This is a genomic window from Pseudomonas stagnisoli, assembly GCF_048595745.1.
In the GTDB taxonomy this organism is placed as follows: Bacteria; Pseudomonadota; Gammaproteobacteria; order Pseudomonadales; family Pseudomonadaceae; genus Aquipseudomonas; species Aquipseudomonas alcaligenes_A.
The window spans coordinates 2,168,628-2,194,037 of the sequence record NZ_CP184361.1 but is presented as its reverse complement, the minus strand read 5'-3'; the positions used below and the strand labels follow the sequence as shown (position 1 = coordinate 2,194,037).

Sequence of the window (25,410 nt, the reverse complement as noted above, 5' to 3'; positions counted from 1 at the left end):
GAGGATCATGATTGTTATCGGCCTTGTTCCGCTGCAGGACTCGCCTGTTCCGACAGTCTCGCTTCTCACCACAACCGCAGGAAGTTCACCTCGTCTTGCTGATTACCCCCGCCGTCAGGCGGGCCTGGCACTCTGCCAGTCGCCGCTGAAACGTCGCTCATGGCACCACACTGCCCAGCAGATCCTCACCAGTTTGTTCGCCAGCGCCACCGCCGCTTTGTTGTGGCCGATACGTTCGGCCGTTTGCAGGGCCCAGCGCTGCAGCTGGGTCAGGCGCTCCGGCGTTCGCGTCTGGCAGCGCTTGGCGGCCAGCAGTGCCGCGCGGGCGCCGTGGATCAGCAGGGTGCGCACGTAGGTGTTGCCTTTGCAGCTGATGCACCCGAGTCTGCGCCGTTCGCCGCTGCTGTATTCGTTGGGGGTCATGCCGAGCCAGGCGCTCAGATGTCGGCCGCTGGCGAAGCGTTCGGGGTTGCCGACGGCGGTTTTCAGGGCGCTGGCGGTGAGCAATCCGATACCGCTGACTTCGTCGAGTTTGTGCACGATGTCATCGTCGACATGCCAGCGCGCCAGTTGTTCTTCGCAGTCGCGCATCGACTGTTCGCACAGGCTGATTTCGGCCAACACCATCTGCAGCGAGCCGCGCAGGGCGCAAACTTCTGGACGCTCGATCAGCTCGCAGGCCTGGCGTAGAAAGGCCTGGGTGCCACTCGGCGCCGCCACGCCCAGTTCGCGCAGGATGCCGCGCAGCAGGTTGATGTGCTGCACCCGGGTCTTTTTCCAGGCCTCGCGCAGGTTATGCAGCTGCTGCACTTGCTGCTGCTCGTGGCTTTTTACCGGCACCGGGTGCATGTCGGCACAACGCGCTGCTTCGAGGATGGCATCGCAGTCGTTGCGATCGGTCTTGTTGCGCCGCCGATACGGCCGCACGTAGCGCGGGTGCAACAGCACCACCCGATGCCCCCGCGCCTGCGCCACCCGCCCCCAGTAATGCGCCGTGCCGCAGGCTTCCATCACCCACTCGACAGGCTCCGGCTGCTCCTGTACATATCGCCGGAATGCCTCCGGATCGAGCCGCCTGCGACGATCCACCCGGCCGACATGGATACTCTCGGCAACCTGGTAAACGGACTTGGCCAAATCGACTGCTATGCGTTTCATTGCCACTCTCCCAGCGAACAGTCTTATAGAAGAAACGCGGTGCGGGGAGAGTCCATTACAGCCTTCAAGTTGCTCGCTTTGCTCACTCGGGACCGGCTAAAGCCGGTCCCTCAACCAAACGTTAGGCTCTTCAATTTTTACGGAGCTCGAAAAATGCTCTACACCCTGAAGGAGGCAATCGAACAGCATCAGTACCAAACTGATGGTACACATAAGTTTTGGGGTTACTTTCAAGTTATTGCTGCCGGCTCCGCTGCAATTGCCTGGCAAAAGGAAATAACTCTATCTCAGCCAGTGTTAATTGCCCTCTTGGTAGCATTTATAATATTCTCTGTCGCCAGTAATTACGCCATATTTTCTGCACAGCGCCAATCTTGGGAATTATCTCTAGCCATAAAGAAATATTGCACAAATAATCCAGCAGAAATTCCAGCCGAATTTATTGGATCGCTAAAAAGCATAAAATCAATTCATCCCAAATGGGTTTCTGTATGGCATGGCCTGATCTCAATCGCCACAGCTACAGCTATTTTAATAAGAGCATTTAGCTGTGCATAAGAAGAGCCTAACAACGCATATAGACTCTCCCCACAAGCAGTGAGGAAAGCTTTTTCGATTCTGTCGTCAGCGCGGTTGCAATCGCATATCCGGCCTTGCATGGGCGGGTGCCCGGGGCATTCTGTAGTTCGCGCAGCGGGGGCCAAGCGTTCAAACGATCCCGAGGATCATGATTGTTATCGGCCTGTTCTACGGTTGGCCGAAGGAAGACCTTCCCTCTGCTCCCCCTCCCCCCACCTCGCTCCTAATGGGCACGTCGGCAGCCTAGGCTGCCCCAACCTACAAGGAGCAAGAGCATGCCCAACCTGACGTTGTATCGCGGCGAAAAGAACAACTGGTGGCCGGCACCTGAGGTGCGACTGATCTGCGGGATGACGCTGTATAGCCCCTGGCAGCCGACAGCGATCAGCTCGCTGTGGAACACACTAAAAAACGAGGTAAAAGGTGCCCTGGGCACCTCGCTGGAAAAGAAGGTCGCCGCCTATGCCCAATACCTGCGGGCAACCGGCCGCCCCTTCGCACTGGCGACCGCCTGGACCGATGTCGGCTCCTTCACGTCCGACTACAACTACGTGATCCGGATTCCCAATGCACATTTCTTCTACTGGGGTGGCACCAAGGATGCCCCGGACCTGGGCGCTGCCGCCGCGTGGACGACGCCCGAGCAGGTGATGGCCGACTTCATCGTGCTCAACGCCCCCACCGTGGCGGCCTCAACCATCCTGGGCTTCGGGCACCACACCGGCACGCGGGAGATCACCTTCTTCCACGATCTGCCGATCAGCTTGATCGAGTCCTGCAACGGCAAGCCGATCACCGACTATACGATCAAGAGCAAGTCCGATCTGAGCTTCGACGAGAAGATCAAGTACGCCAAGTACCTACGCTAGCCACTGGTCCCGCGCCCGGGCCGTTCAGATGCCCGGGCGTCCGGGATCTTCCGGCGGCGTGTCTTCCTCGATTTCCTCGAGCTTGAGCTCCATCGCCCAGTTGGCCGGTGCGGCCTTGGGCGCTGCGACGGGTGCGGGCGCCGGGGCGGCAGCCTGCGGGGCGGTGGGGTTGTCCTTGTACAGCTTGAGCTTGAGGCGCACGTTGTTGGCTGAGTCGGCGTTCTTCACCGCCTCTTCCTCGTCGATGGCGCCTTCATGGACGAGGTCGATCAGCGCCAGGTCGAAGGTCTGCATGCCGAGGTTCTTCGACTTCTCCATGATCTCCTTAAGCTCGGAGAACTCGTTGCGCTTGATCAGGTCGCGTACGGTCGGCGTGCCGAGCATCACCTCCACGGCGGCACGGCGTTTGCCATCGACGGTCTTGACCAGGCGCTGGGAAACGAAGGCGCGCAGGTTGTTGCCGAGATCATTGAGCAGCTGCGGGCGGCGCTCCTCGGGGAAGAAGTTGATGATGCGATCCAACGCCTGGTTGGCGTTGTTGGCATGCAGGGTGGAAATAGCCAGGTGGCCGGTGTCGGCGAAGGCCAGGGCGTGTTCCATGGTTTCGCGGTCGCGGATCTCGCCGATCAGGATCACGTCAGGCGCCTGGCGCAGGGTGTTCTTCAGCGCGGCGTGGAAGCTGCGCGTGTCCACGCCGACTTCGCGCTGGTTGATGATCGACTTCTTGTGCCGGTGCACGTACTCCACCGGGTCCTCGATGGTGATGATGTGGCCGCCGCTATTGCGGTTGCGGTAGTCGATCAGCGCCGCCAGGGAGGTCGACTTGCCCGAGCCGGTACCACCGACGAACAGCACCAGGCCGCGCTTCTCCATCACCGTCTGCAGCAGCACCTCGGGCAGCTTGAGGTCCTCGAACTTGGGTATGTCCATCTTGATGTTGCGCGCGACGATGGACACCTCGTTGCGCTGCTTGAAGATATTGATGCGGAAGCGGCCGACATTGGGCACCGAGATGGCCAGGTTCATCTCCAGCTCCTTCTCGAACTCGGCACGCTGTTCGGCGTCCATCACACTATTGGCGATGGCAGCGACGTCACCTGGCTTGAGCGGCTCCTGGCTGAGCGGCTTGAGCACGCCGTTGAACTTGGCGCAGGGCGGTGCCCCGGTGGACAGGTAGAGGTCGGATCCGTCCTGACTGGACAGGATTTTCAGCATCTGGGAAAGGTCCATCGCACGCGCTTCCATCTGGGTGGAGTTAACAAGGTAGGCCAGCTTTGCCTGGCCGATCAGCCTGAAAAATGGCGCCATTCTGATGGCGCGGCGAATACTGGCACAATAGCGCTATCGCAAAATGAGGAGCCCGTCATGCCCAAAGCCATGGCCCGCCACATCCTGGTGAAAACCGAAGCCGAAGCCACCGCCCTGAAGAAACGCATCGCCGCCGGCGAGGCCTTCGATGTGCTGGCAAAGAAGTACTCCACCTGCCCCTCCGGCAAGAAAGGAGGCGACCTGGGCGAGGTGCGCCCGGGGCAGATGGTGCGCGCCGTGGACCAGGTGATCTTCAAGAAGCCCCTGCGCGAGGTGCACGGACCGGTGAAGACCCAGTTCGGCTATCACCTGATCCAGGTGTTCTACCGCGAGTGATCGAGCGGCTTAACCGGCCCAGCCGAGGGTAATGGCGGCCAGCACCAGGTAGCGGCCGGTCTTGGCCAGGGTCACCAGCAGCAGGAAGCTCCACCAGGGCTCGCGCATCACCCCGGCCATCAGCGTCAGTGGATCGCCGATCACCGGCACCCAGCTCAGCAGCAGCGACCAGCGTCCGTAGCGCCGATAGGTGTGCTTGGCCTGCTCCAGGCGTTGCGCGCTGACCGGGAACCAGCGCCGCTCACGAAAGCGCTCGATGCCACGGCCCAGCGCCGCATTCAGCACCGAGCCCAGTACATTGCCGACACTGGCCACCGCCAGCAGCACGGCCGCAGACTGGGCGCCACCCAGCAACAGGCCGGCCAGCACCGCCTCCGACTGCAGGGGCAGCAGGCTGGCCGCACCGAAGGCGGAGAGAAACAGGCCGAGGTAGACGGAAAAGTCGAACACAGGTGCCATCCGGCAAAGGTCGGGCCTGCGTTATAGCCTGTTCCGCCCTGCAGGCGAAGCCCGAAACTGGCCTAGTCCAAACCACCCGTGCGCCGCAATAGCTCTGTCATGGGTGTATCCGCGCTGACTTGCAAAACTGTAACAGTGCTCCAGGATTCTTCTGGCATCTGGTCTATTCCACAGACCGGGAATGCCCACCACAAGAGGCCGTCAAGGCCACCCAGGAGCCTTCAGGATGAAGTTAACCCCGCTCGCCTGCTGCACCCTCGCCCTACTCCCCTTCGCCATGCCGGCCCCGGCGGCTGCCAATGACCAGTTCAAGCTGCAGGCCCACAACGTGTTCTTCCTGCCCAGCACGCTCAAGCCGGGCTGGGGCCAGGAGACCCGCGCCCGGCTGATCGCCCAGGCCGACTACATGAAGGGTCAGGACGCGGTGATCCTCAACGAGCTGTTCGATAACCCGGCGGCGGCCATCCTGCTCGACGGCCTGAAGCACGAGTACCCACACCAGACGCCGGTTCTCGGCCGCTCGCGCAGCGGCTGGGACGCGACCCTGGGCGCCTATGCCGAAACCACGCCGGAGGACGGCGGCGTGGCCATCGTCAGCCGCTGGCCCATCGTCGAGCGCATCCAGTACGTCTACGCCCAGGGCTGCGGTGCCGACTACCTGTCCAACAAGGGCTTCGTCTACGTCCGCCTGGATCGCAACGGCCAGCCACTGCACGTGATCGGCACCCATGCCCAGGCCGCCGACACCGGCTGCCCGGATGGCAAGGGCACGGCCGTGCGCGCCAGCCAGTTCGACGAGATGCGCACCTTCATCGAGTCCAAGGGCATCGCACCAGACCAGGTGTTGTTCATCGGCGGCGACTTCAACGTGATCCGCGACAGCGCCGAATACCGCGACCTGCTCGAACGCCTGCAGGTTAATGCTCCGGACAGCTACGCCGGCAGCGACACCACCTTCGACACGCGGCGCAACGGCATCGCCAGCTACCAGTACCCCAACCACGCGCCCGAGTACCTGGACTACATCTTCGTCTCTCGCAATCACGCCCAACCGCCGTTCTGGCACAACCAGGCGCTGGACACCCCGTCGCCACGCTGGAGCGTCAACCTGGCGGGCGCCACCTGGCAGTTCCAGGACTATTCCGACCACTCGCCAGTCGCCGCCTTCACCCGCGCCGAGGCCGCCACCCCGACCCGCGCGGCCAAGCCGACAGCCAACCGCTATGGCCAGGTCACCCTGCGCAGCCAGAGCAATGGCAAGACCCTGCGCACCAGCGCCAGCAAAGCCAACGACTGGCTGCGCGTCACTGGCGACGGCAGTGAGCCGGAAAGCCTGTTCAGCCTACGCAACTGGCACTACCCGGTGAGCTTCTGCATCCGCAGTGGCGACTACCTGGAAATCGAGTCAGTGCGCCACCCCGGTCACTGGCTGAGCTGGTGGCTGGGCGGCGGTGGCGGCAACTACGCCTACTATCCCAAGGCGGGCGACTCCTCCAATCAGCTGCGCATCGAGCTGCCGAACAAGCCCAACGGCTGCCTGGCCGACGGCGATCTGGTGCGCCTGCTGGACCGCGACACAGTGCGTGGCAGTGACTACTACCTGCTGCGCTGGCCCTCCGGCAGCTGGAAGGACCACCTCTACCTGTGGACCGGCAACCCCGCCGAGGCCGAACAGTTCCGCGTGCAGCTGAAGCAACCGGCCGAATATGCGGACTGGAGCGGCCAGCTGCGCTACTGAGGCACCCCGGCCGATCGGATAGGATCGGCCGATCCACCAACGGACGAATCACGGCTGCCTTGCCCGGCGGAAACCGCTATACCGCGCCCTTCTGCGCGCAAACGCCCGCCTTTCAGAGACTCCGCCGTGATCTCCACTACCAAGATCACCATGCAATACGATATGGCTGTTGGTGGTTATCTATGATTAGAAAACATGCGGGTTTCAGGCACCTGGCTACTCAGCCAAACGCATCGAGTGGTATCAAAACGGGTATCAGCTTTGGCTTGAGCACCCTAAGTTTCAGCCCCCTTTCGGCGTCCCGCAGTGACGACCTAGTCGTTTCGTATGACGTTGATGATCGGCCCAAAGCACGCTTCATTCTGCCGCTTCATGAGCTATGGTTTTCTAAAGATCGTCCCAGCTCAGAAAACTCGACGTTCAGCCTCTCTGACATCGGCGGCCGCTGCTCAGCAATGCGATGTTGTGTTTGAGGACCGTGGCGTCTGGTCCACCATTGCAGACCGAATGAGCGGCGTCACAGACGGAAAGGTCCATGCCTCATTTGTCTTCAAAATTGCACCTGACCATCCTGATGGCGCTTCTAATCAGTGCCTGCGCTACTCCACCGCCACTGACACTGATGTCCACACCCGTGATTTACCAGGATGCGGTGATTGATCCCTTTGCGCACCTCACGGACGACGAGCGCATTCCCGACGTGGCATTGTTCTACGCAACCAACCGCCAGCCTGGTGACTGAATAGCCCCCGGTTTTCTAGAGACCGTCCGGCCTCAGAATGGACTCCCTAAGTCCTCAAGCGATGGCTTCCGGCCAGTGGCCACCTAACCTCCGTACTTATAGTGTTTACGTACTGAAGGAATAGCCCCTGACTCGCTCTAGCAGTAGCAGCTTCCTGGCAAATCCCTAGATTGGCCTGGCACTGTCCAGTGCTACCTAAAAGTAATAAAAATAGTCTAAAAAAGTATTTATAAATACTTTTTGATTCTAATAGCTTAGCCATACCGGACCACCGGACACCCAGAAGATCACAACTGTCCTGTGGCCCGGCCTGCTCCTTTGCGGCCCTGCCCGTCCGAGGAGTCTCCATGAGTCACGTTCCCTTTACCCGCCGCCTGCTGGCCGTACTGACCCTCTCCAGCCTGAGCCTGGCGGCCCAGGCCGCCGATTTCACCGTTGCCTACCAGACCACCGTCGACCCGGCCAAAGTCGCCCAGGCCGAAGGTGCCTACGAGAAAGCCAGCAAGTCCGAGATCGACTGGCGCAAATTCGACAGCGGTGCCGAGGTCATCACTGCAGTCGCCTCTGGTGACGTGCAAATCGGTTATGTCGGCTCCAGTCCGCTGGCCGCCGCCGCCACTCGCCAGCTGCCGGTACAGACTTTCCTCATCGCCACTCAGATTGGCGCAGCCGAAGCCCTGGTCGCCCGTGACGGCAGCAACATCAGCAAGCCGCAAGACCTGATCGGCAAGAAAGTCGCCGTGCCCTTCGTCTCCACCGGTCACTACAGCCTGCTGGCCGCGCTCAAGCACTGGAACATCGATCCGGCCAAGGTGCAGGTCCTCAACCTGGCGCCGCCGGCGATCATCTCCGCCTGGAAACGTGGTGATATCGATGCCACCTACGTCTGGGATCCAGCCCTGGGTGTAGCCAAGGAAAACGGCAAGGTGCTGATCACCTCCGGCGAGCTGAGCGAACTGGGCGCACCGACTTTCGATGCCTGGATCGTGCGCAAGGACTTCGCCGAGAAGCATCCGGAAGTGGTGCGCGCCTTTGCCAAGGTAACCCTCGATGCCTACGCCGATTACCGCAAGGACCCGAAAGCCTGGCTGGCCAATCAGGACAACATCGCCAAGGTGGTGAAACTCTCCGGCGCCAAGGCCGAAGACATCCCGCTGCTGCTGCAGGGTAACGTCTTCCCGCTGGCCGCCGATCAGGTCACCGCCCTCGGCGCGCCGACCACCCAGGCCATCACCGATACCGCCAAGTTCCTCAAGGAGCAAGGCAAGGTCGACGCCGTGCTGCCGGACTACGCGCCCTACGTCAGCAACCAGTACGTCACCAACTGAGCATCTGGCCCTTGCCCCTCGGGGCAAGGTTCGGCGGCGGCAAGGATGCCGTCGCCGGATGCACCTCAATAAAGAGAACACCATGGCCCTACTCGAACTGGAGCGCATCAGCGCACAGTACCCCGGCGCGGTCCGAGCCGGTACTGCACGACATTTCCCTGACCCTCGGCCCTGATCAGTTGCTGGTCGCCCTCGGTCCCTCCGGCAGCGGCAAGACCAGCCTGCTGAACCTGATCGCAGGGTTCACCGCACCCAGCACTGGCCGCATCAGCCTCGATGGACAACCTGTCACAGGCCCGTCTGCCGAACGCGGTGTGGTGTTTCAGGACGATGCCCTACTGCCCTGGCAGAACGTGCTGAGCAACGTCGCATTTGGCTTGCAGCTGGCTGGCGTGCCGAGAGCACAGCGCGAGACCAAGGCCCGAGAGCTTCTGTCATTGGTCGACCTGACCGGCTTCGAGCAACGCCATGTCTGGGAGTTGTCCGGAGGGCAAAAGCAACGCGTCGGACTGGCCCGCGCACTGGCCGCCGAGCCGCGCCTGCTGCTGATGGACGAGCCCTTTGGCGCGCTGGACGCCTTCACCCGCGAGCAGATGCAGGAACTGCTGCTACAGGTCTGGCGGCGCACCGCCAAGCCGGTACTGCTGATCACCCATGACATTGAGGAGGCGGTATTCCTCGCCACCGACCTGGTGCTGCTGGAGCCCAACCCCGGACGCATCGCCGAGCACCTTAAGCTCGACTTCGGTCGTCGTTACGCCGCAGGCGAGAGTGCCCGCGCAATCAAATCCGACCCGGTCTTCATCGAAACCCGCGAACGAGTGCTGGCCCAAGTGTTTGCCCAGCGTCAGAAGCCCAGAGCGTGACAAGGAGACACGAATGAGCAGCTACGAGTACATCTACTCCCGAAGCGCTGCCGAACAGCAGGCCGAACGCACACCGCGGCGCGAACCCAGCCTGCTAGCCCTCGGCCTCCTCAGCATCGGCACGCTGATCTGGACCTGGTGGGCGGTGACGGCCGCAGGTCTGATCGAACCGCTGTTCCTGCCCAGCCCGCAGGCGGTACTGGAGCGTGGCTGGAAACTGCTGACTGAAGGATATCTGGACGCCAGTCTGTGGCAGCACCTGGGCGCCAGCCTGGGCCGGATAGGCCTGGCGCTGGTTTTTGCGGTACTGACCGCCATTCCGCTCGGCATCGCCATCGGCCGCAGCCGGCGGGTGCGTGGCCTGATCGATCCGCTGATCGAGTTCTACCGGCCGATTCCACCCCTGGCTTACCTGCCACTCATCGTCATCTGGTGCGGCATCGGCGAGCTGTCCAAGGTGCTGCTGATTTATCTCGCGATCTTCGCCCCCATTGTGATTGCCACCGCCACTGGTGTGCGCAGCGCCGATCCGGCCAAGCTGCGTGCCGCGCAAGCGCTCGGTGCCACTCCGGCGCAACTGGTGCGCCACGTGATCCTGCCCAGCGCCCTGCCGGACATCCTTACCGGTATCCGCATCGGCCTCGGCGTGGGTTGGTCGACCCTGGTCGCCGCCGAACTGATCGCCGCCCAACGCGGCCTCGGCTTCATGGTGCAGTCGGCCGCCCAGTTTCTGGTCACCGACGTAGTGATCCTCGGCATCCTGCTGATCGCAGTGATCGCCTTCGCCCTGGAGTTAGGTCTGCGCGCCCTGCAACGCAAACTGGTGCCCTGGCATGGCCAGACCCATTGATTGGAAGAAACAGCCATGAGCATCCATATCACTCCACTGAGCCCGGCGCTGGGCGCCATTGTTGGCGGTATCGACCTGCGCCATCCGCTGGCTGGCAGCGACCAGCAAGCCATCGAGCGTGCGCTGCTCGAACACCAAGTGCTGTTCTTCCGCGCCCAGCCGATCGAGCCGCCTCAGCAGGCGGCCTTCGCCGCGCGCTTCGGCGACCTGCACATCCACCCGCTCTACCCGAACATCCCCGAGCAGCCTGAAGTACTGGTGCTCGATACCTCCGTGACCGATGTGCGCGACAACGCCATCTGGCACACCGACGTGACCTTCCTCGAAACCCCTGCCCTGGGCGCCGTGCTGGCGGCCAAGCAGCTGCCGGCATACGGCGGTGATACCCTGTGGGCGAGCAGCAGTGCGGCCTTCGAAGCGCTGTCAAAACCCCTGCAGCGCCTGCTCGACGGTCTCACCGCCAGTCATGACTTCACCCGCTCCTTCCCGCTGGAGCGGTTTGGCAACACGCCCGAGGCCCTGGAGCGCTACCACGAGGTGCAGCGCCAGCACCCACCGGTGACCCACCCGGTGGTGCGCACTCATCCAGTCACCGGGCGCAAGGGCCTATTCGTCAACGAAGGTTTCACCACCCGGATCAACGAGCTGGAACCTGCCGAGAGCGAAGCCCTGCTGCGCTTCCTGTTCGCCCACAGCACCCGCCCGGAGTTCAGCATTCGCTGGCGCTGGCAGGAGAACGATGTGGCCTTCTGGGACAATCGAATCACCCAGCACTATGCGGTGGACGACTACCGTCCGGCACGGCGGGTGATGCACCGGGCGACGATTCTGGGCGATCGCCCACGCTGAGGAGGCCGCCAATGGCGTCCCACGACGAAGACTTCCTGCGCCGCGCCGCTGAGGCCAGGACGCGCATCCAACAGCTGACGCCTGAGGAAGCACGCCAGAAGATTGCACAGGGCGGCCTACTGCTGGATGTACGCAGTAGCGCGGAGTATGCCGAGAACCATATCGAGGGAGCCCACAACCTCCCTGCCGAGGAACTGGCCAGGCAGATCGCCGATCTGCAACCGGACAAACGGGCACCGATCCTCTGCTATTGCCGTGGCGGCAACCGCGGCGCCTTGGCCGCTGACGAGCTGCAGCGCCTGGGCTACGTCAATGTCGCCTCCATCAAGGGTGGGCTGACGGCCTTCCTGAAATCGCCAGACGATAACTGAGCGACACCGGCGCAGACGCTCTGTGCTTGCTGGAAAGCTGTCCACCCAAACAACTTTCAGGCACATCAATATTCCATAATCGTATTTAAAAAATATATTTAACCACGATACGGTATAAAAACCGGACCACCGGAGCACCGCACTTTTCTCGCCGCTCCGTTGCGCCCTCATCCCCGGTGCCCGTTGCTGGCGCATCCACAAGATGAGGTTTGCATGACCAGTCCGATTACCCCTGAGGACAGCTCCACCCCCGGCGAAGTTCTGCGTTCATCCGACCAGGACATCGCCCCTGTCCTGCTCCCTGCCGCCATTCTCGGCAGCGACGCCGAAGCCCTGCAGGCCGCCCACGCGCTGGCCCGCGCAGCCAGCACCGAAGCCATAGTGCGTGACCGCGAGCGCCGCCTGCCCTGGGAACTGGTGGAACGCTTCACCATCAGCGGCCTCGGCAGCATCGCCGTGCCGCGCGAGTTCGGCGGGCCGCAGCTGTCGCACGTCACCATCGCCGAAGTGTTCCGCATCATCTCCGCTGCCGACCCGGCCCTGGGACAGATTCCGCAGAACCAGTTCGGTCTCATCGGCTTGCTGCGCGCTGTCGCCAGCCCCGAGCAGCAGCGCCGCCTGTTCGCCAGCGTGCTGGCCGGCTGGCGCATCGGCAACGGCGGCCCCGAGCGTGGTAGCAAGCACACCCAGGACATTCAGGCGCGCCTGGTCCAGCGCAATGGCCGCTGGCTGTTCAGCGGCGAGAAGTTCTATTCCACTGGCGCCCTGTTCGCCCACTGGATCGCCACCAAGGCCCTGGACGAAGCCGGCCGCCCCTGGCTGGCCTTTATCCAGCGCGGCCGCCCGGGCCTGCGCATCGTCAACGACTGGTCCGGCTTCGGCCAGCGCACCACCGCCAGCGGCACCGTGCTGCTCAACGAGGTGGAAGTGGACGCCGACAACCTGATCCCGCTCTGGCCGCTGGCCGAGCAGCCGAGCCTGCAAGGCGCCTTCTCCCAGCTGATCCAGGCCGCCATCGACCTGGGCATCGCCGACGCCGCGCTGCGCGACGCCATCGCCTTCGTCCGCGACAAGGCGCGGCCGTGGATCGACGCCAAGGTCGAGCGCGCCGGCGATGACCCTTACGTGATCGCCGATGTCGGCCGCCTGCAGGTCGAACTGCACGCCGCCGAGGCGCTGCTGCACAAGGCCGGCCGCGTGCTGGATGAAGTCGCCGCCGCGCCCATCGATGCCGACGGCGCTGCCCGTGCCTCCATCGCCGTGGCCGAGGCCAAGGCGCTGACCACCGAGATCAGCCTGCAGGCCAGCGAGAAGCTGCTGGAGCTCGCCGGCAGCCGCGCGACCCTCGCCGAATTCGGCCTCGACCGCCACTGGCGCAACGCCCGCACCCACACCCTGCACGACCCGGTGCGCTGGAAGTACCACGCCATCGGCGCCTGGCACCTCAACGGCCGCCACCCCAACCGCCACTCCTGGATCTGAGCCATGAACGCACCTTTGAATACCGGCGCGCCGCTGCTGCGTGACGACGCCGAAGCGCTGGCCGTGGCCGCGAACCTGGCCGAAGCCTTCGCCCGCGAAGCCGCCGAGCGCGACCGCGAGCGCCGCCTGCCGCACGCCGAACTGGAACACTTCTCCCGCTCCGGCCTGTGGGGCATCACCGCACCCAAGGCCTTTGGCGGCCCCGACTTGTCCAGCGTAACCCTGGCCAAGGTCATCGCCCGCATCGCCCAGGCCGACAGCTCGCTGGGGCAGATTCCGCAGAATCACTTCTACGCCCTGGAAGTGCTGCGGGTGAACGGCAGCGAGGCGCAGCAGCGCCGCCTGTACGCCGAGGCCCTGGCCGGCAAACGCTTCGGCAACGCCCTGGCCGAGCTGGGCACCAAGACAGCCCTGGACCGCAACACCCGCCTGACCCGCAGCGGCGACGGCTACCGCATCGACGGACGCAAGTTCTACTGCACTGGCGCGCTGTTCGCCCAGCGCATCCCCACCCTGGCGGTAGATGAGCATGGCGTCGGCTACCTCGCCTTCGTTCCGCGCGAGGCCAAGGGCCTGCAACTGATCGACGACTGGAGCGGCTTCGGCCAGCGCACCACCGGCAGCGGCAGCGTGCTGTTCGACAACGTACCGGTGGCCGCCGAAGACGTGGTGCCGTTCCAGAGCGCCTTCGAGCGACCGACCACGGTCGGGCCCTTCGCCCAACTGCTGCACGCCGCTATCGACAGCGGCATCGCCCGTGGTGCCTACGAGGACCTGCTGCAGTTCGTGCGGCACAAGTCGCGGCCGTGGATCGATGCCGGCGTCGACAAGGCCAGTGACGACCCACTGACGCAACAGGAGATCGGCAAGCTGCGCGTACGCCTGGCCGCCACCGAGGCGCTGCTGGAGCGCGCCGGCGAGTACGTCGATCGCGCCCAGTTGGCGCCGGACGAGGCCAGCGTGGCCGCCGCCTCCATCGCCGTGGCCGAGGCCCGTGCGATCAGCACCGAAACCTCGCTGCTGCTCGGCAGCAAGCTGCTGGAGCTGTCCGGCAGCCGCGCCACCCTGGCCGAGTACGGCCTCGACCGCCACTGGCGCAACGCCCGTACCCACACCCTGCACGACCCGGTGCGCTGGAAATACCACGCCATCGGCGACTACACCCTCAACGAGCGCCTGCCGCCGCGCCGGGGGACCATCTGATGGCCAAGCAGCTGCTGCTCAACGCCTTCAACATGAACTGCGTAGGCCACATCAACCACGGCCTGTGGACCCACCCGCGCGACCGCTCGGTGGACTTCAACCGCCTCGAATACTGGACCGACCTAGCCCGCCAGCTGGAGCGCGGGCTGTTCGACGGCCTGTTCCTCGCCGACATCCTCGGTGTATACGACGTGTACCAGGGCAATGTCGACCTGACCTTGCGCGAGAGTATCCAGCTGCCGGTCAACGACCCGCTGCTGCTGGTCTCGGCCATGGCCGGCGTCACCTCGCACCTGGGCTTCGGCGTCACCGCCAACCTGAGCTACGAGGCGCCCTTCACCTTCGCCCGACGCATGAGCACGCTGGACCACCTCACCGGCGGACGGGTCGGCTGGAATATCGTCACCGGCTACCTGGAGAGCGCGGCCCGCGCCATGGGCCACAGCGAACAGGTGGAACACGACCGCCGCTACGACCAGGCCGACGAGTACCTGGAGGTGCTCTACAAGCTGTGGGAGGGCAGCTGGGAAGACGACGCCGTGCTGGCCGACCGCAGCCGGCGCATCTACGCCCAGCCACACAAGGTGCACCCGATCCGCCACCACGGAGAGTTCTACCAGGTCGAGGGCTATCACCTCAGCCAACCCTCGCCGCAGCGCACGCCGCTGCTATTCCAGGCCGGCTCGTCCGCGCGCGGCCTGCAGTTCGCCGGCAGCCACGCCGAGTGCGTGTTTATCGGCGGGCAGAACAAGGAAGCAGTGCGCGCCCAGGTCGACAAGGTGCGTGCCGCGGCCGTGGCTGCCGGGCGCCCGGCCGACGCGATCAAGGTATTCATGGGCATCAATGTGGTGGTCGCGCCGAGCGAAGCCGAGGCCCGCGACAAGCTGGCCGAGTACCAGCGCCACGCCAGCCCCGAAGCCGGCATCGCGCACTTCTCTGCCTCCACCGGCATCGACCTGGCCGCCTTCGGCCTGGACGAGCCCATCGTCGAGCGCAAGACCAACGCCATCGAGTCGGTGGTCAAGAGCTTCAGCGGCTGGACCAAGCGCCGCCTGCTGGAACAGCACGCCCTCGGCGGCCGCTACCCGCAGGCGGTCGGCTCGCCTGGTCAGGTAGCCAACCAGCTGCTGGCCTGGATCGACGAGACCGGCCTGGACGGCTTCAACCTCACCCGCACCGTGACCCCGGAGAGCTATGTCGACTTCATCGACCTGGTGATCCCCGAGCTGCAGCAACGCGGCCGCTACAAGACCGCCTACGCCGAAGGCTCCCTGCGCCACAAGCTGTTCGGCCAGGGCCCGCGCCTGGCCGCACCGCACCCGGCCGCCAGCTGGCGGCAAGCGAATCTACCGACCGAAGAAAAGGAATCTCGCCATGCGTAAAACCCTACGAAGCTTCACCCTGCGCGCCGCCGCCCTCGGCCTGCTGCTGGCCGGTGGCCTGGCCCAGGCGGATGAACCGCTCAAGCTGGGAACCACCGCCGCCTTCGCCCCGCCGCTGGAAGTGGCCGTGGCCGAAGCCAGGGCACAGGGCCTGGACGTGGAGCTGGTGGAGTTCACCGATTGGATCGCGCCCAACGTCAGCCTGGCCAACGGCGATATCGACGTGAACTACTTCCAGCACATCCCCTTCCTGGAGAACGCCAAGAAAGAAGGCGGCTACGACCTGGTGCCGGTGGCGCGCGGGGTGATCAATAATGTCGGCCTCTACTCCAAGAAGCACAAGGACTTCGCCAGCCTGCCGGAAGCCGCCACCGTGGCCATCGCCAACGATCCGGTCAACGGCGGCCGCGGCCTGCAGCTGCTGGAGAAAGCCGGGCTGATCAAGCTCAAACCCGGCGTCGGCTACAAGGCCACCCTGGAAGACATCACCGACAACCCCAAGCACCTGAAGATCATCGAGCTGGAGGCCGTACAGCTGGTGCGTGCACTCGATGAGGTCGACCTGGCCCAGGGCTACCCGCACTACATCCGCCTGGCCGGCACCCTGGACGCCGAGTCCGCCCTGCTGTTCGACGGCCTCGACCACCCCGAGTACATCATCCAGTTCGTCGCCCAGCCGCAGAAGGCCAAGGACGCACGCCTGCTCCGGTTCATCGACATCTATCAGAGTTCACCCAAGGTCCGCGCCGCCCTCGACAAGGCCCACGGCAAGCTCTACCAGGCAGGCTGGGAGAGCTGAGATGAGTGGCTTCCAGGCCCATCTGCCACAAGCCACCGGCGAGGCGCAGCTGCGCTTCGTCGGCCTCACCAAGACCTACGTCACCGGCGTGCGCGCCCTGCGCGACATCGACCTGGCCATCAACCGCGGCGAGATCTTCGGCATTATCGGCCGCAGCGGCGCCGGCAAGTCCTCACTGCTGCGCACCATCAACCGCCTGGAGCAGCCCACCAGCGGCCACGTACTGATCGACGGCGTGGACATCGGCCAGTACGACTATGACCAACTGGTGGCCCTGCGCCGGCGCATCGGCATGATCTTCCAGCACTTCAACCTGCTCTCGGCCAAGACCGTGCGGCAGAACATCGAACTGCCACTCAAGGTCGCGGGCGCACCGCGCGAAGAGCGCCGGCGCAAGGTGGATGAACTGCTCAAGCTGGTGGGCCTGGAGGGCAAGCACGACGCCTACCCGGCGCAGCTGTCCGGCGGACAGAAGCAGCGCGTCGGCATCGCCCGCGCCCTGGTGCACGACCCGGACATCCTGCTGTGCGACGAGGCCACCAGCGCGCTGGACCCGGAAACCACCCAGGCAATCCTTGCCCTGCTGCGGCAGATCAACCAGAACCTGGGCCTGACCATCGTGCTGATCACCCACGAGATGGCGGTGATCCGCGACATTTGCGACCGCGTGGTGGTGCTGGACCAGGGCGAGATCGTCGAGCAGGGTCCGGTTTGGCGGGTGTTCGGCGCGCCCTGGCATGCAGTCACCCGCACGCTGCTGGCACCGCTGCAACATGAGCTGCCGGACGATCTGAAAGCACGTCTGCGCAGCTATCGCCTGACCCCGGACGACAATCTGGTGCTGCGCCTGCACTACGCCGGTCACGGCACAGCGCCGGACCTGCTTGGCATCGGCAGCGCCCTCGGCGGCCAGGTGACCCTGCTCGACGGCGGCATCGAACGCATCCAGGGTCGTCCGCTCGGCCGCCTGCTGGTAGAAGTCGCCGGCTCCGAACTGGAGCCAGAGCAATTGCTGAATAACGCCCGCCGCCTGGCGGACCATGCGGAGGTCGTCGGTTATGCCACTGCTGCTTGAACGTCTCTGGCACGGCCTGCTCGACACCCTGCTGATGGTCGGCGTGTCATCCCTGCTGGCACTGCTCGCCGGCATCCCGCTGGCGGTGTTCCTGGTCACCAGCGGCCGCGGCGGCCTGTTCGAGGCGCCACGCCTGAACCGCCTGCTCGGCGCCATCGTCAACCTGTTCCGCTCGGTGCCCTTCCTGATCCTGATGGTCGCGCTGATCCCCTTTACCCGCCTGGTGGTCGGCACCACCTATGGCGTATGGGCAGCCGTGGTGCCGCTGACCATCGCCGCCACGCCGTTCTTCGCGCGCATCGCCGAGGTCAGCATGCGTGAGGTGGATCATGGTCTGATCGAAGCCGCCCAAGCCATGGGCTGCCGGCGCCGGCACATCATCTGGCACGTGTTGCTGCCCGAGGCCCTGCCCGGCATCGTTGGTGGCTTCACCATCACCCTGGTGACCATGATCAACTCCTCGGCCATGGCCGGCGCGATCGGCGCCGGTGGTCTGGGTGACCTGGCCTACCGTTATGGTTACCAGCGTTTCGATACCCAGGTGATGCTCACCGTGATCGTGGTGCTGGTCGCACTGGTCAGCCTGATCCAGCTGAGCGGCGACCGCTTGGCCAAACGGTTCAACAGGCGCACATGACCCGTTTTACCGCCCTGCTCCATGGCTCCAGCGTGCGTACAACGCGCGCGCTGCAGCGTCGAGGAAGAACCCCAGCACACCGATCAGTAGCACCATCGCCATCAGTTCGGAGTATGCCAGGCGGTCTCTGGTATCGAGGATGTAGTAGCCCAGGCCCGCGCTGACGCCAAGCATCTCGCAGGGTACCAGGACGATCCAAAGAATGCCGATTGCCAGCCGTACCCCGGTGAGCACATGCCCGAGCACACCCGGTACGACTACCCGCGTCAGCGTCTCCCAGGGCGTTGCACTGAGGCTGCGCGCCAACTGCAGCCAACGTGCATCCAGCGCCTTCACGCCCGCGGCAGTGTTGAGCAGGATCGGCCATACCGCGGCAAACGCCAGCAGGAAGTAGATCGGCTGGTCGCCAACCCCCATGACCATCACGGCAATAGGCATCCACGACAATGGCGAAATCATGCGCAGGAACTGGAACGCCGGCGTGGTCGCCCATTCCAGGCTACGCCAACTGCCCACGAGCAGCCCCAGCGGCACCCCCACCAGCAGCGCAAGGCCCAGACCGATGAAGATCCGCTTGAGACTCACCACCACGTGCTCGAACAGCTCTGGCCGCTGCAGCAGCTCGATCAGGCTGACCAGGGTGGCCTGGGGCGTGAATAACGCCGCCAGACCCTCGCCGCTGCTGAACAGTGCCAGCAGCAGCCACCACAAGCCGAACAGACCCAGCAGACCGGCCAGGCCGAGCCCCCAGCTTCTGAGCTTGATGGTCACACCGCAATCTCCTCGACCCGCTCGAAGCTTTCTGGCGCGCCAAAGGCCTTGAGGCCACCAACCGCTTCGAGTGCGGTACGCACGAAACGATCGTCGACCAGATCTCGGGCCGTAGCCGCCGGATCCAGGCCAGCAAGGAAACTGCTGTTGCCTTCGATCAGCGTGTGCTTGAGACGCTTGACCAGCTCCTCGGTGTAACTGGGGAACGGGTACGGCTGGAAGTCGATGCGCTTGTCCGCCCAATCGCCGTGCTGGATAGCCCCACTGGCGAGGTAGGCCTCACGTTCACTGGCCGCGGGTGCGAGAACCCGGCTGAGCACTTCGGGGGCGTGGGGCGTATAGCGGTTGGCACCGTCCTTGGACAACAGTTTGGCGGCCTCTTCACGGTTGTCCCGAGTCCACAGCTGCGCCTTGACGATGGCGTTGACCACCTTCTGCGACCACTCGGGCCGATTGTTCAGGTCATGCTCGTGCATGAACACCACGCAGCAGGCATGGTTACGCCACACATCACCGGTGAAGCGCTGAATACGACCGACCTTGAGATTCTCCGCCAGCGCGTTGAACGGCTCGGCCACGATGTAGCCGGAAATGCGCTTGCTGGCCAGTGCCGGCGGCATGTCCGACGGCGGCAGCACCACCAGGTTGACCTCGTTCGCAGCGATGCTCGCATTGGCAGGCTTGCTCACCGGGGTCAGGCCGCTATCGCGCAGCAACTGCTGCACCACCACGTTATGGATCGAGTACCAGAACGGTATGGCAATGGACTGCCCACCGAGCTGCTTCACGTCCTCGATGCCGGGGGCCACGGTCAGGCCCGAGCCACCAACATGGTTCCACGCCACGACCTTGGCCGGCACCTTGCTGCCGTAGCGCGCCCATACGGTCATCGGCGACAGCAGGTGAATGACGTTGACCTGCCCGGAAATGAATGCCTCGATGACCTGTGCCCAGCTGCGCAGCAGCACCGGGCGTTCGGACTTGATGCCCTCGGCTTCGAACAGGCCGTTGTTGTGCGCCACCAACAAGGGCGTGGCATCGGTGATCGGCAGGTAGCCGATGCGCACCGGCGCATCCGGCTCGCTGGCGGCACGCGCCTGCAGGCTGCTCAGCAGCGGAAAGGCACCGGCTGCGGTCAGCAGGCTGGTGAGTTTAATGAAATCACGACGTGTATGAGTGGGATCGTCCAGGCACATGGCAAGGCTCCAGCGGTTCAATTGAAGGTCCGTTGTTGCGGCTCGCCCGCCGTAGGGTTTTGAGGATATCGACGCGCAGGGCGCCAAGCTCATCGACCAGGTCAGCGCGGGGCTGGGGCAGGTCGATGTGCCACTGATCGAGCGTGTGCGCCGGGGTGCCACCCAGTAGCAGAATACGGTCGGACAGCAGCAATGCTTCGTCGATGTCATGGGTGATCAGCACGGCGGCGGTCTGCCGTTCGCGGATCAGGTTCAGCAACAGCTGTTGCATGTCGGCGCGGGTCACTTCGTCCAGTGCGCCGAAGGGTTCGTCGAGCAGCAGCACATGCGGCTCGCGGGCCAGGCAGCGGGCCAGTGCGGTGCGCTGCGCCATGCCACCCGAGAGTTCGCTGGGGTAACGGGCCCGGGCATGCTGCAGATCCACAGCAGCGATTGCCTGATCAATCAAAGCTTGCCGCTGCGCGGCGGCGCGACGTGGTTGACGCGCGAAGTCCAGGCCGAAGGCAACGTTCTGCTCCAGACTCAACCATGGCAACAGCGATGGATCCTGAAAAGCCACCGCAACCCGAGGATGCGGGCCACTCAGTACCTCACCGAACAGCTCCACCCTGCCCTGTTGCGCAGGCTGCAAACCGGCCAACACACGCAGCAGGCTCGACTTGCCGACCCCGCTGGGCCCCAGAATGCTCACCAGCTCGCCGGCACGCAGCTCCAGTTGAAAACGCTCCAACACCGTACGCTGGGCATAGCCCAGGCTGATGTCATGTGCGCGAAGCACGTTCATGCTGCCAACTCGCCGTGCTTGCGCAGCTGGCTGCGCAATTGGACCAGGCTAGGCGTAACCACCGGCACAAAGGCCGACTCACGCAACCGCCGGGCAAAACCACTGCCATGCGCCTGCAAATACGCCTTGCCACCGCTGGCCTGCAGCTCCAGCTGCACCGCATCGGCCGCCACCCGGGCCAGGCCGATACGGATCTTGAACAATGGCACCGGGCCAGCGGCAAAGTGATCGCCGCGGAGACCGTCACGCAATGCGCGCTCCAGAGCCTTGAGCTCATCGCTGAGCGCCTGCCACTCGCCTTCCAGCACCGAGCGGGCATCGCTGAGCAGCGACTTGGCCTCGGCCAGGGAGCGCCGCGCCAGACCGATCGACATACCGCACTGCAAACCAAGGAAGGCCGGACGCACACGCGGCAGGTAACTGCGCGCATCGTCAGCGATCAGCCATTCACGTCCGAGCCTCGCCCCTTCGATACGGATCGCGGCGGTGTTGCTCGATTGCAGGCCGAGCAGCTGCAGATCGTCGCTGCGTAACAACCCCGGCAAGTCGTCCGGCAGCGCCGCCACGAAAGGTTGGGCTCCCGGCAGATCGATGGCCGCCGCCACGGTGAAGCCACTCTTGCGCAGGTTGGTCACCCACGGCAGAGCCCCCTCCAGTCGCCACCCGGCATCGTGCGGGTGGGCGACCACGCCGAGCTGCTCGATGCCGGAAAGAAACTTCATGGCATTGGACAGGCCCGTAGCGCCGGCTCTGCGCCCCTGCAGCAGATCCTCCAGCAGACGCTCACGCAGCCCCACGTTGCTGCTCTGCAACAGGTACTCGATAAAGGCCCGCTGGCCCCAGAACACGAAGGCAGCAGTCAACGAGTAGCTGGCGACCTCGGCGATGGCTTCAACGCCATCGGCAACGTCTCCGCCTGCACCACCCAACGCTGGCGCCACACCGTGGCGCAATACGTCGGCTGCCGCCAGTTGCCCCAGCAGGACTTCACCGTCGAGCAGGCCACGGTCGAGTGCATCGGCCTGTGCATCCAGCCATTGGCACAGTGAGTGATCGAGCATGCTGCAGATCTCCTTCAACAGTTGCCGGCTCAGGCCTCGGCCTGCTCCCAGCGATAACGAGCCAGCTCGGGGTTGAGCGGTGTGCGGGCAAAGCTATTGGCGAAGTTGCACAAGGTGGCCAGGCTCACCCCGAGAATCACTTCAAGCGCCTGACCCTCTTCGAAGCCGGCTTCCTTGAAAGCCTGGTAATCGGCATCACTGACGTTGCCACGCGTGGCGATCACCGCGCGGGTGAACGCCGCCAGGGCTTCGTAGCGTGCGTTGGGCAGCTCCCCGCGGGCGCGCAGCGCCTCGATGACCTCGGCTGGCAGCTTGGCCTTGTTCTGCGCCACGGCCGTATGCCCCGCGACGCAGAAGCTGCAGCCATGGGTGGTGGCGGCAATCAGTTGGATCACCTCGCGCTCGGCCAGGCCAAGGCTGGCCTTGCCATTGAGCGCAGAGACGGTGACATAGGTTTCCAGCGCCGCCGGCGCGTTGGCCAGCACCGCCAGCAGGTTGGGAATGAAGCCAGAATTCTTCAGGGCGTTCTGCAGGAAGGGCTGCGCTTCTTGTGGGGCGGATTCAAGAGTCTGTAGGGTGACGCGAGACATGGTTCATCTCCTAACCAAGAGGTGTGACGCTATTTTCTTGGTTATAAAAATCGTGAGCCATATTCTAAAGTCGCGTTCACTTGCTCCTGAGTCTTTCCATTAGATGAATTCTTCCACTGCCCCTTTTGAATGGTTATTAGACAGCCTGGAACTGGACGCCAGCCTGTTCCATGTCGGCCGTTACTGCGGCAGTTGGCAGGCCAGCACTCATGGGCTGGCACGGGCCAGCTTTCACCTGCTGGTGCAAGGCGAGTGCTGGTTGCACCTGCAGGAGCGCGAGGAAAGCATTGCCTTGCACAGCGGTGATGCCGTGTTCCTGCTGCGCGACCTGCCATATCGCTTGTCCGACGCGACCTCACCGGCGCAAGCACAATGCAATCCACGCATCCCGATGCAGCCACTGGACGCCAGCGCTCGCGATGGCGTGAGCCTGGTGTGTGGCTTCTTCCACTTCCGCCCTGGGCTGAGCAGCCTGATCATCGACGCCCTGCCCGACCACCTCGTACTGCGCGCCGGTGCTCCCGGCTCCAGTGCCGCGCGGCGGCTGTTCGAACTGATCATGGAAGAGTGCTCGCGCCCCGAGGGGCCCGCCGCCGCACTACTGGAACGACTCAGCCATCTGCTGTTCCTCTATGTGCTGCGCGAACAGAGCCAGGCTGTCGCCGAGCTTGGCGGCCTGCTCGGGCTGGCACGCCACCCACAGTTCGCCGTGCTGCTCGATCGCCTCATTGCAGAACCCCAGGCGCCCTGGCCACTCGAAGACATGGCCGCTCTCACCGGCCTGTCACGCTCGGCATTCTGCAAACGTTTCCAGGAACTGGCCGGCACTTCCCCTGGCCATGTGCTGCTCAGCCTGCGCATGCGCCAGGCGTGCCGCCTGCTGCAACAAGGCCAACCAGTGGCCGAAGCGGCCGATGCCTGCGGCTACCAGTCCACCGCAGCCTTCACACGCGCGTTCAGCAAAGTGATTGGGGTTTTGCCTGGGGCTTATCGGAAGCAATTTGGGTGAGAGGCTGCATGAAACGCCCTATGTCTTTCCTCCTTCCAAAAACAACGAATATGTAAAGCAAACCTCCGACCTGCCCCATCAGTGGCGACCGGTGCTGAAAGCACTGGGTGTACGTTATCGGCCGCCGTACAACTGCCGTCATACCTATGCGACAATATGCTCAATGTCTGGCATGAACCCCGCATTCATATCCCAGCAGCTCGGCCATAGCGTGCAGATGCTGCTGTCTACGTACGCCCGCTGGATTAACTCAAGCTCCGATTGGAGTGAGCTGGAGAAGCTGAATATTGGTATCAAATTGGTATCAGGCGACTCCAGACACCCCTAAGCCATTGATAGGTAAGCCCTTTGATCTCCACCGCCAACATCACCATGCAGTTCGGCGCCAAGCCGCTGTTCGAGAACGTTTCCGTCAAGTTCGGCAGCGGCAACCGCTACGGTCTGATCGGCGCCAACGGCTGCGGCAAGTCGACCTTCATGAAGATCCTCGGTGGCGATCTGGAGCCATCGGCCGGCCAGGTGATGCTCGAGCCGAATGTACGCCTGGGTAAGCTGCGCCAGGACCAGTTCGCCTACGAGGAATTCACCGTGATCGACACGGTGATCATGGGCCACGAGGAGCTGTGGAAGGTCAAGGCCGAACGTGACCGCATCTATTCGCTGCCGGAAATGAGCGAAGAGGACGGCATGAAGGTCGGCGAGCTGGAAGGCGAGTTCGCCGAGATGGACGGCTACACCGCCGAGTCACGTGCCGGCGAGCTACTGCTGGGCCTTGGCATTCCGCTGGAACAGCACTTCGGCCCGATGAGCGAAGTGGCGCCGGGCTGGAAACTGCGCGTGCTGCTGGCCCAGGCGCTGTTCTCCGATCCGGAAGTGCTGCTGCTGGACGAACCGACCAACCACCTGGACATCAACACCATCCGCTGGCTGGAAAGTATCCTCACGGCGCGTAACAGCACCATGATCATCATTTCCCACGACCGTCACTTCCTCAACTCGGTCTGTACCCACATGGCGGACCTGGACTACGGCGAGCTGCGCCTGTTCCCGGGCAACTACGACGAGTACATGACCGCCTCGACCCAGGCCCGCGAGCGCCTGCTGGCCGACAACGCCAAGAAGAAGGCACAGATCGCCGAACTGCAGACCTTCGTCAGCCGCTTCTCGGCCAACGCTTCCAAGGCCAAGCAGGCCACTTCGCGCGCCAAGCAGATCGACAAGATCCAGCTGGAAGAGGTCAAGCCGTCCAGCCGCGTCAGCCCGTTCATCCGCTTCGACCAGAACAAGAAGCTGCACCGCCAGGCCGTGACCATCGAGAAGCTGTCCAAGGCCTTCGACGATAAGGTGCTGTTCAAGAACTTCAGCTTCCAGGTCGAAGCCGGCGAGCGCGTAGCCATCATCGGCCCCAACGGCATTGGCAAGACCACCCTGCTGCGGACCCTGGTCGGCGAGCTGCAACCGGATGCCGGTAGCGTGAAGTGGACCGACAGCGCCGAAGTCGGCTACTACGCCCAGGACCACGCCCACGACTTCGAGGCCGACGACACCCTGTTCGAGTGGATGGGCCAGTGGACCACCGGCGAGCAGAACATCCGCGCCGCCCTGGGCCGCATGCTGTTCTCCTCCGACGAGATCCAGAAGTCGGTCAAGGTCCTCTCCGGTGGCGAGCAGGGCCGCATGCTGTTCGGCAAGCTGGCCTGCCAGAAGCCCAACGTGCTGGTAATGGACGAACCGACCAACCACCTGGACATGGAGTCCATTGAGGCGCTCAACCTGGCCCTGGAAAACTATCCGGGCACGTTGATCTTCGTCAGCCACGACCGCGAGTTCGTCAGCTCCCTGGCCACCCGCATCATCGAGCTGAGCGACAACGGCGTGACTGACTTCAGCGGCAACTACGACGACTACCTGCGTAGCCAGGGCATCATCGTCTGACGCCTGCCCTGCAACGAAAAAGCCCCGCCAATG

25 protein-coding genes and 2 pseudogenes are annotated in these 25,410 nt (G+C 64.0%); 19 read left to right on the top strand and 8 right to left on the bottom strand.

What is annotated here, in order from left to right:
- Positions 1-114 precede the first annotated feature (114 nt).
- A complete protein-coding gene (locus tag ACOAPY_RS10570) occupies positions 115-1,158 on the bottom strand; it encodes an IS110 family RNA-guided transposase (protein ID WP_465153250.1) in 1,044 nt (347 codons plus the stop codon).
- 153 nt (positions 1,159-1,311) lie between these two features.
- Between ACOAPY_RS10570 and ACOAPY_RS10565 the strand changes: the two genes are divergently transcribed.
- Entirely contained in the window at positions 1,312-1,716 is a 405-nt protein-coding gene (locus tag ACOAPY_RS10565) for a hypothetical protein (protein ID WP_465153249.1), read from the top strand.
- Between the two features lie 296 nt (positions 1,717-2,012).
- A complete protein-coding gene (locus ACOAPY_RS10560; RefSeq protein WP_465153248.1) occupies positions 2,013-2,606 on the top strand; it encodes a hypothetical protein in 594 nt (197 codons plus the stop codon).
- Positions 2,607-2,630: 24 nt separating this feature from the next.
- Here ACOAPY_RS10560 and ACOAPY_RS10555 read toward each other — a convergent pair whose 3' ends face one another.
- Complete coding sequence (locus tag ACOAPY_RS10555) at positions 2,631-3,836, bottom strand: PilT/PilU family type 4a pilus ATPase (protein ID WP_465153247.1); 1,206 nt, start codon at positions 3,834-3,836, stop codon at positions 2,631-2,633.
- A gap of 135 nt (positions 3,837-3,971) precedes the next feature.
- On the opposite strand from ACOAPY_RS10555, the gene ACOAPY_RS10550 reads away from it, so the two are divergent.
- Positions 3,972-4,250 carry a peptidylprolyl isomerase gene (locus ACOAPY_RS10550; RefSeq protein WP_076583303.1) on the top strand — a complete coding sequence of 93 codons (279 nt, stop codon included), beginning with the start codon at positions 3,972-3,974 and terminating at the stop codon, positions 4,248-4,250.
- A 9-nt stretch (positions 4,251-4,259) separates the two neighbouring features.
- On the opposite strand, the gene ACOAPY_RS10545 is transcribed toward ACOAPY_RS10550, so the two are convergent.
- Positions 4,260-4,700 (bottom strand): YqaA family protein, encoded by a 441-nt coding sequence (locus tag ACOAPY_RS10545; protein ID WP_465153246.1) that lies wholly within the window; start codon positions 4,698-4,700, stop codon positions 4,260-4,262.
- 235 nt (positions 4,701-4,935) lie between these two features.
- Here ACOAPY_RS10545 and sph point away from each other — a divergent pair, with 235 nt between their 5' ends.
- The 13 genes and pseudogenes from sph (at position 4,936) to ACOAPY_RS10480 (ending at position 18,031) form a co-directional block, all read left to right on the top strand.
- Positions 4,936-6,447, top strand: coding sequence for a sphingomyelin phosphodiesterase (gene sph, locus ACOAPY_RS10540; RefSeq protein ID WP_465153245.1), 1,512 nt, complete (start codon positions 4,936-4,938; stop codon positions 6,445-6,447).
- A gap of 535 nt (positions 6,448-6,982) precedes the next feature.
- A complete protein-coding gene (locus tag ACOAPY_RS10535; RefSeq protein WP_465153244.1) occupies positions 6,983-7,189 on the top strand; it encodes a hypothetical protein in 207 nt (68 codons plus the stop codon).
- 347 nt (positions 7,190-7,536) lie between these two features.
- Positions 7,537-8,517: a taurine ABC transporter substrate-binding protein gene (gene tauA / locus ACOAPY_RS10530; protein WP_465153243.1), complete on the top strand. Its 981-nt coding sequence runs from the start codon at positions 7,537-7,539 to the stop codon at positions 8,515-8,517.
- A gap of 82 nt (positions 8,518-8,599) precedes the next feature.
- Positions 8,600-9,383: pseudogene (tauB, locus tag ACOAPY_RS10525) on the top strand (taurine ABC transporter ATP-binding subunit).
- Positions 9,384-9,396: 13 nt separating this feature from the next.
- Positions 9,397-10,233, top strand: a complete 837-nt coding sequence (gene tauC, locus ACOAPY_RS10520) for a taurine ABC transporter permease TauC (protein WP_465153242.1) — start codon at positions 9,397-9,399, stop codon at positions 10,231-10,233.
- Between the two features lie 15 nt (positions 10,234-10,248).
- Entirely contained in the window at positions 10,249-11,082 is an 834-nt protein-coding gene (tauD, locus tag ACOAPY_RS10515; protein WP_465153241.1) for a taurine dioxygenase, read from the top strand.
- A gap of 11 nt (positions 11,083-11,093) precedes the next feature.
- Complete coding sequence (locus ACOAPY_RS10510) at positions 11,094-11,453, top strand: rhodanese-like domain-containing protein (protein ID WP_465153240.1); 360 nt, start codon at positions 11,094-11,096, stop codon at positions 11,451-11,453.
- A gap of 213 nt (positions 11,454-11,666) precedes the next feature.
- A complete protein-coding gene (locus ACOAPY_RS10505; RefSeq protein ID WP_465153239.1) occupies positions 11,667-12,935 on the top strand; it encodes an SfnB family sulfur acquisition oxidoreductase in 1,269 nt (422 codons plus the stop codon).
- A gap of 3 nt (positions 12,936-12,938) precedes the next feature.
- Positions 12,939-14,138, top strand: coding sequence for an SfnB family sulfur acquisition oxidoreductase (locus ACOAPY_RS10500; RefSeq protein WP_465153238.1), 1,200 nt, complete (start codon positions 12,939-12,941; stop codon positions 14,136-14,138).
- The gene (locus ACOAPY_RS10495; RefSeq protein ID WP_465153237.1) at positions 14,138-15,520 is read left to right on the top strand and encodes an LLM class flavin-dependent oxidoreductase; all 1,383 of its coding nucleotides are present in this window, start codon (positions 14,138-14,140) and stop codon (positions 15,518-15,520) included. Before ACOAPY_RS10500 ends, ACOAPY_RS10495 begins: the two co-directional genes overlap by 1 nt.
- The gene (locus tag ACOAPY_RS10490) at positions 15,513-16,319 is read left to right on the top strand and encodes a MetQ/NlpA family ABC transporter substrate-binding protein (protein ID WP_465153236.1); all 807 of its coding nucleotides are present in this window, start codon (positions 15,513-15,515) and stop codon (positions 16,317-16,319) included. The genes ACOAPY_RS10495 and ACOAPY_RS10490 overlap by 8 nt, the downstream gene beginning before the upstream one ends.
- A 1-nt stretch (position 16,320) precedes the next feature.
- On the top strand, positions 16,321-17,394 hold the full coding sequence (locus ACOAPY_RS10485; RefSeq protein WP_465153235.1) for a methionine ABC transporter ATP-binding protein: 1,074 nt from the start codon (positions 16,321-16,323) through the stop codon (positions 17,392-17,394).
- On the top strand, positions 17,378-18,031 hold the full coding sequence (locus ACOAPY_RS10480) for a methionine ABC transporter permease (protein WP_465153234.1): 654 nt from the start codon (positions 17,378-17,380) through the stop codon (positions 18,029-18,031). Before ACOAPY_RS10485 ends, ACOAPY_RS10480 begins: the two co-directional genes overlap by 17 nt.
- Positions 18,032-18,037: 6 nt before the next feature.
- Here the strand turns inward: ACOAPY_RS10480 and ACOAPY_RS10475 are convergent, their stop codons facing one another.
- From ACOAPY_RS10475 to ACOAPY_RS10455, 5 genes are read right to left on the bottom strand one after another with little or no spacing between them, the layout of a single operon-like run.
- Complete coding sequence (locus ACOAPY_RS10475; RefSeq protein WP_465153233.1) at positions 18,038-18,802, bottom strand: ABC transporter permease; 765 nt, start codon at positions 18,800-18,802, stop codon at positions 18,038-18,040.
- Positions 18,799-19,998, bottom strand: a complete 1,200-nt coding sequence (locus ACOAPY_RS10470) for an ABC transporter substrate-binding protein (protein WP_465153232.1) — start codon at positions 19,996-19,998, stop codon at positions 18,799-18,801. The genes ACOAPY_RS10475 and ACOAPY_RS10470 overlap by 4 nt, the downstream gene beginning before the upstream one ends.
- Entirely contained in the window at positions 19,964-20,782 is an 819-nt protein-coding gene (locus ACOAPY_RS10465) for an ABC transporter ATP-binding protein (RefSeq protein WP_465153231.1), read from the bottom strand. The genes ACOAPY_RS10470 and ACOAPY_RS10465 overlap by 35 nt, the downstream gene beginning before the upstream one ends.
- The gene (locus tag ACOAPY_RS10460) at positions 20,779-21,843 is read right to left on the bottom strand and encodes an acyl-CoA dehydrogenase family protein (protein ID WP_465153230.1); all 1,065 of its coding nucleotides are present in this window, start codon (positions 21,841-21,843) and stop codon (positions 20,779-20,781) included. The genes ACOAPY_RS10465 and ACOAPY_RS10460 overlap by 4 nt, the downstream gene beginning before the upstream one ends.
- 29 nt (positions 21,844-21,872) lie before the next feature.
- The gene (locus ACOAPY_RS10455; protein ID WP_465153229.1) at positions 21,873-22,433 is read right to left on the bottom strand and encodes a carboxymuconolactone decarboxylase family protein; all 561 of its coding nucleotides are present in this window, start codon (positions 22,431-22,433) and stop codon (positions 21,873-21,875) included.
- A gap of 103 nt (positions 22,434-22,536) precedes the next feature.
- Here ACOAPY_RS10455 and ACOAPY_RS10450 point away from each other — a divergent pair, with 103 nt between their 5' ends.
- The 3 genes and pseudogenes from ACOAPY_RS10450 to ACOAPY_RS10440 all read left to right on the top strand — a co-directional run bounded on the left by ACOAPY_RS10450 (position 22,537) and on the right by ACOAPY_RS10440 (position 25,377).
- Positions 22,537-23,442: an AraC family transcriptional regulator gene (locus ACOAPY_RS10450; protein ID WP_465153228.1), complete on the top strand. Its 906-nt coding sequence runs from the start codon at positions 22,537-22,539 to the stop codon at positions 23,440-23,442.
- 10 nt (positions 23,443-23,452) lie between these two features.
- Positions 23,453-23,770, top strand: a pseudogene (locus ACOAPY_RS10445) (site-specific integrase); the annotation flags it as partial.
- Positions 23,771-23,790: 20 nt separating this feature from the next.
- The gene (locus tag ACOAPY_RS10440) at positions 23,791-25,377 is read left to right on the top strand and encodes an ABC-F family ATPase (protein WP_465153227.1); all 1,587 of its coding nucleotides are present in this window, start codon (positions 23,791-23,793) and stop codon (positions 25,375-25,377) included.
- The last annotated feature ends 33 nt before the right edge of the window (positions 25,378-25,410 follow it).

Bases quoted from the DNA above. Each gene is read 5' to 3' on its own strand.
- ACOAPY_RS10565 (WP_465153249.1), top strand. From the start codon at position 1,312: ATGCTCTACACCCTGAAGGAGGCAATCGAACAGCATCAGTACCAAACT.
- tauA (WP_465153243.1), top strand. From the start codon at position 7,537: ATGAGTCACGTTCCCTTTACCCGCCGCCTGCTGGCCGTACTGACCCTC.
- ACOAPY_RS10555 (WP_465153247.1), bottom strand. From the start codon at position 3,836: ATGGACCTTTCCCAGATGCTGAAAATCCTGTCCAGTCAGGACGGATCC.
- ACOAPY_RS10500 (WP_465153238.1), top strand. From the start codon at position 12,939: ATGAACGCACCTTTGAATACCGGCGCGCCGCTGCTGCGTGACGACGCC.
- ACOAPY_RS10450 (WP_465153228.1), top strand. From the start codon at position 22,537: ATGAATTCTTCCACTGCCCCTTTTGAATGGTTATTAGACAGCCTGGAA.
- ACOAPY_RS10535 (WP_465153244.1), top strand. From the start codon at position 6,983: ATGCCTCATTTGTCTTCAAAATTGCACCTGACCATCCTGATGGCGCTT.
- ACOAPY_RS10480 (WP_465153234.1), top strand. From the start codon at position 17,378: ATGCCACTGCTGCTTGAACGTCTCTGGCACGGCCTGCTCGACACCCTG.
- ACOAPY_RS10510 (WP_465153240.1), top strand. From the start codon at position 11,094: ATGGCGTCCCACGACGAAGACTTCCTGCGCCGCGCCGCTGAGGCCAGG.
- ACOAPY_RS10490 (WP_465153236.1), top strand. From the start codon at position 15,513: ATGCGTAAAACCCTACGAAGCTTCACCCTGCGCGCCGCCGCCCTCGGC.
- ACOAPY_RS10495 (WP_465153237.1), top strand. From the start codon at position 14,138: ATGGCCAAGCAGCTGCTGCTCAACGCCTTCAACATGAACTGCGTAGGC.
- ACOAPY_RS10455 (WP_465153229.1), bottom strand. From the start codon at position 22,433: ATGTCTCGCGTCACCCTACAGACTCTTGAATCCGCCCCACAAGAAGCG.
- tauC (WP_465153242.1), top strand. From the start codon at position 9,397: ATGAGCAGCTACGAGTACATCTACTCCCGAAGCGCTGCCGAACAGCAG.
- ACOAPY_RS10460 (WP_465153230.1), bottom strand. From the start codon at position 21,843: ATGCTCGATCACTCACTGTGCCAATGGCTGGATGCACAGGCCGATGCA.
- ACOAPY_RS10470 (WP_465153232.1), bottom strand. From the start codon at position 19,998: ATGTGCCTGGACGATCCCACTCATACACGTCGTGATTTCATTAAACTC.
- ACOAPY_RS10485 (WP_465153235.1), top strand. From the start codon at position 16,321: ATGAGTGGCTTCCAGGCCCATCTGCCACAAGCCACCGGCGAGGCGCAG.
- ACOAPY_RS10465 (WP_465153231.1), bottom strand. From the start codon at position 20,782: ATGAACGTGCTTCGCGCACATGACATCAGCCTGGGCTATGCCCAGCGT.
- ACOAPY_RS10550 (WP_076583303.1), top strand. From the start codon at position 3,972: ATGCCCAAAGCCATGGCCCGCCACATCCTGGTGAAAACCGAAGCCGAA.
- tauD (WP_465153241.1), top strand. From the start codon at position 10,249: ATGAGCATCCATATCACTCCACTGAGCCCGGCGCTGGGCGCCATTGTT.
- sph (WP_465153245.1), top strand. From the start codon at position 4,936: ATGAAGTTAACCCCGCTCGCCTGCTGCACCCTCGCCCTACTCCCCTTC.
- ACOAPY_RS10505 (WP_465153239.1), top strand. From the start codon at position 11,667: ATGACCAGTCCGATTACCCCTGAGGACAGCTCCACCCCCGGCGAAGTT.
- ACOAPY_RS10560 (WP_465153248.1), top strand. From the start codon at position 2,013: ATGCCCAACCTGACGTTGTATCGCGGCGAAAAGAACAACTGGTGGCCG.
- ACOAPY_RS10570 (WP_465153250.1), bottom strand. From the start codon at position 1,158: ATGAAACGCATAGCAGTCGATTTGGCCAAGTCCGTTTACCAGGTTGCC.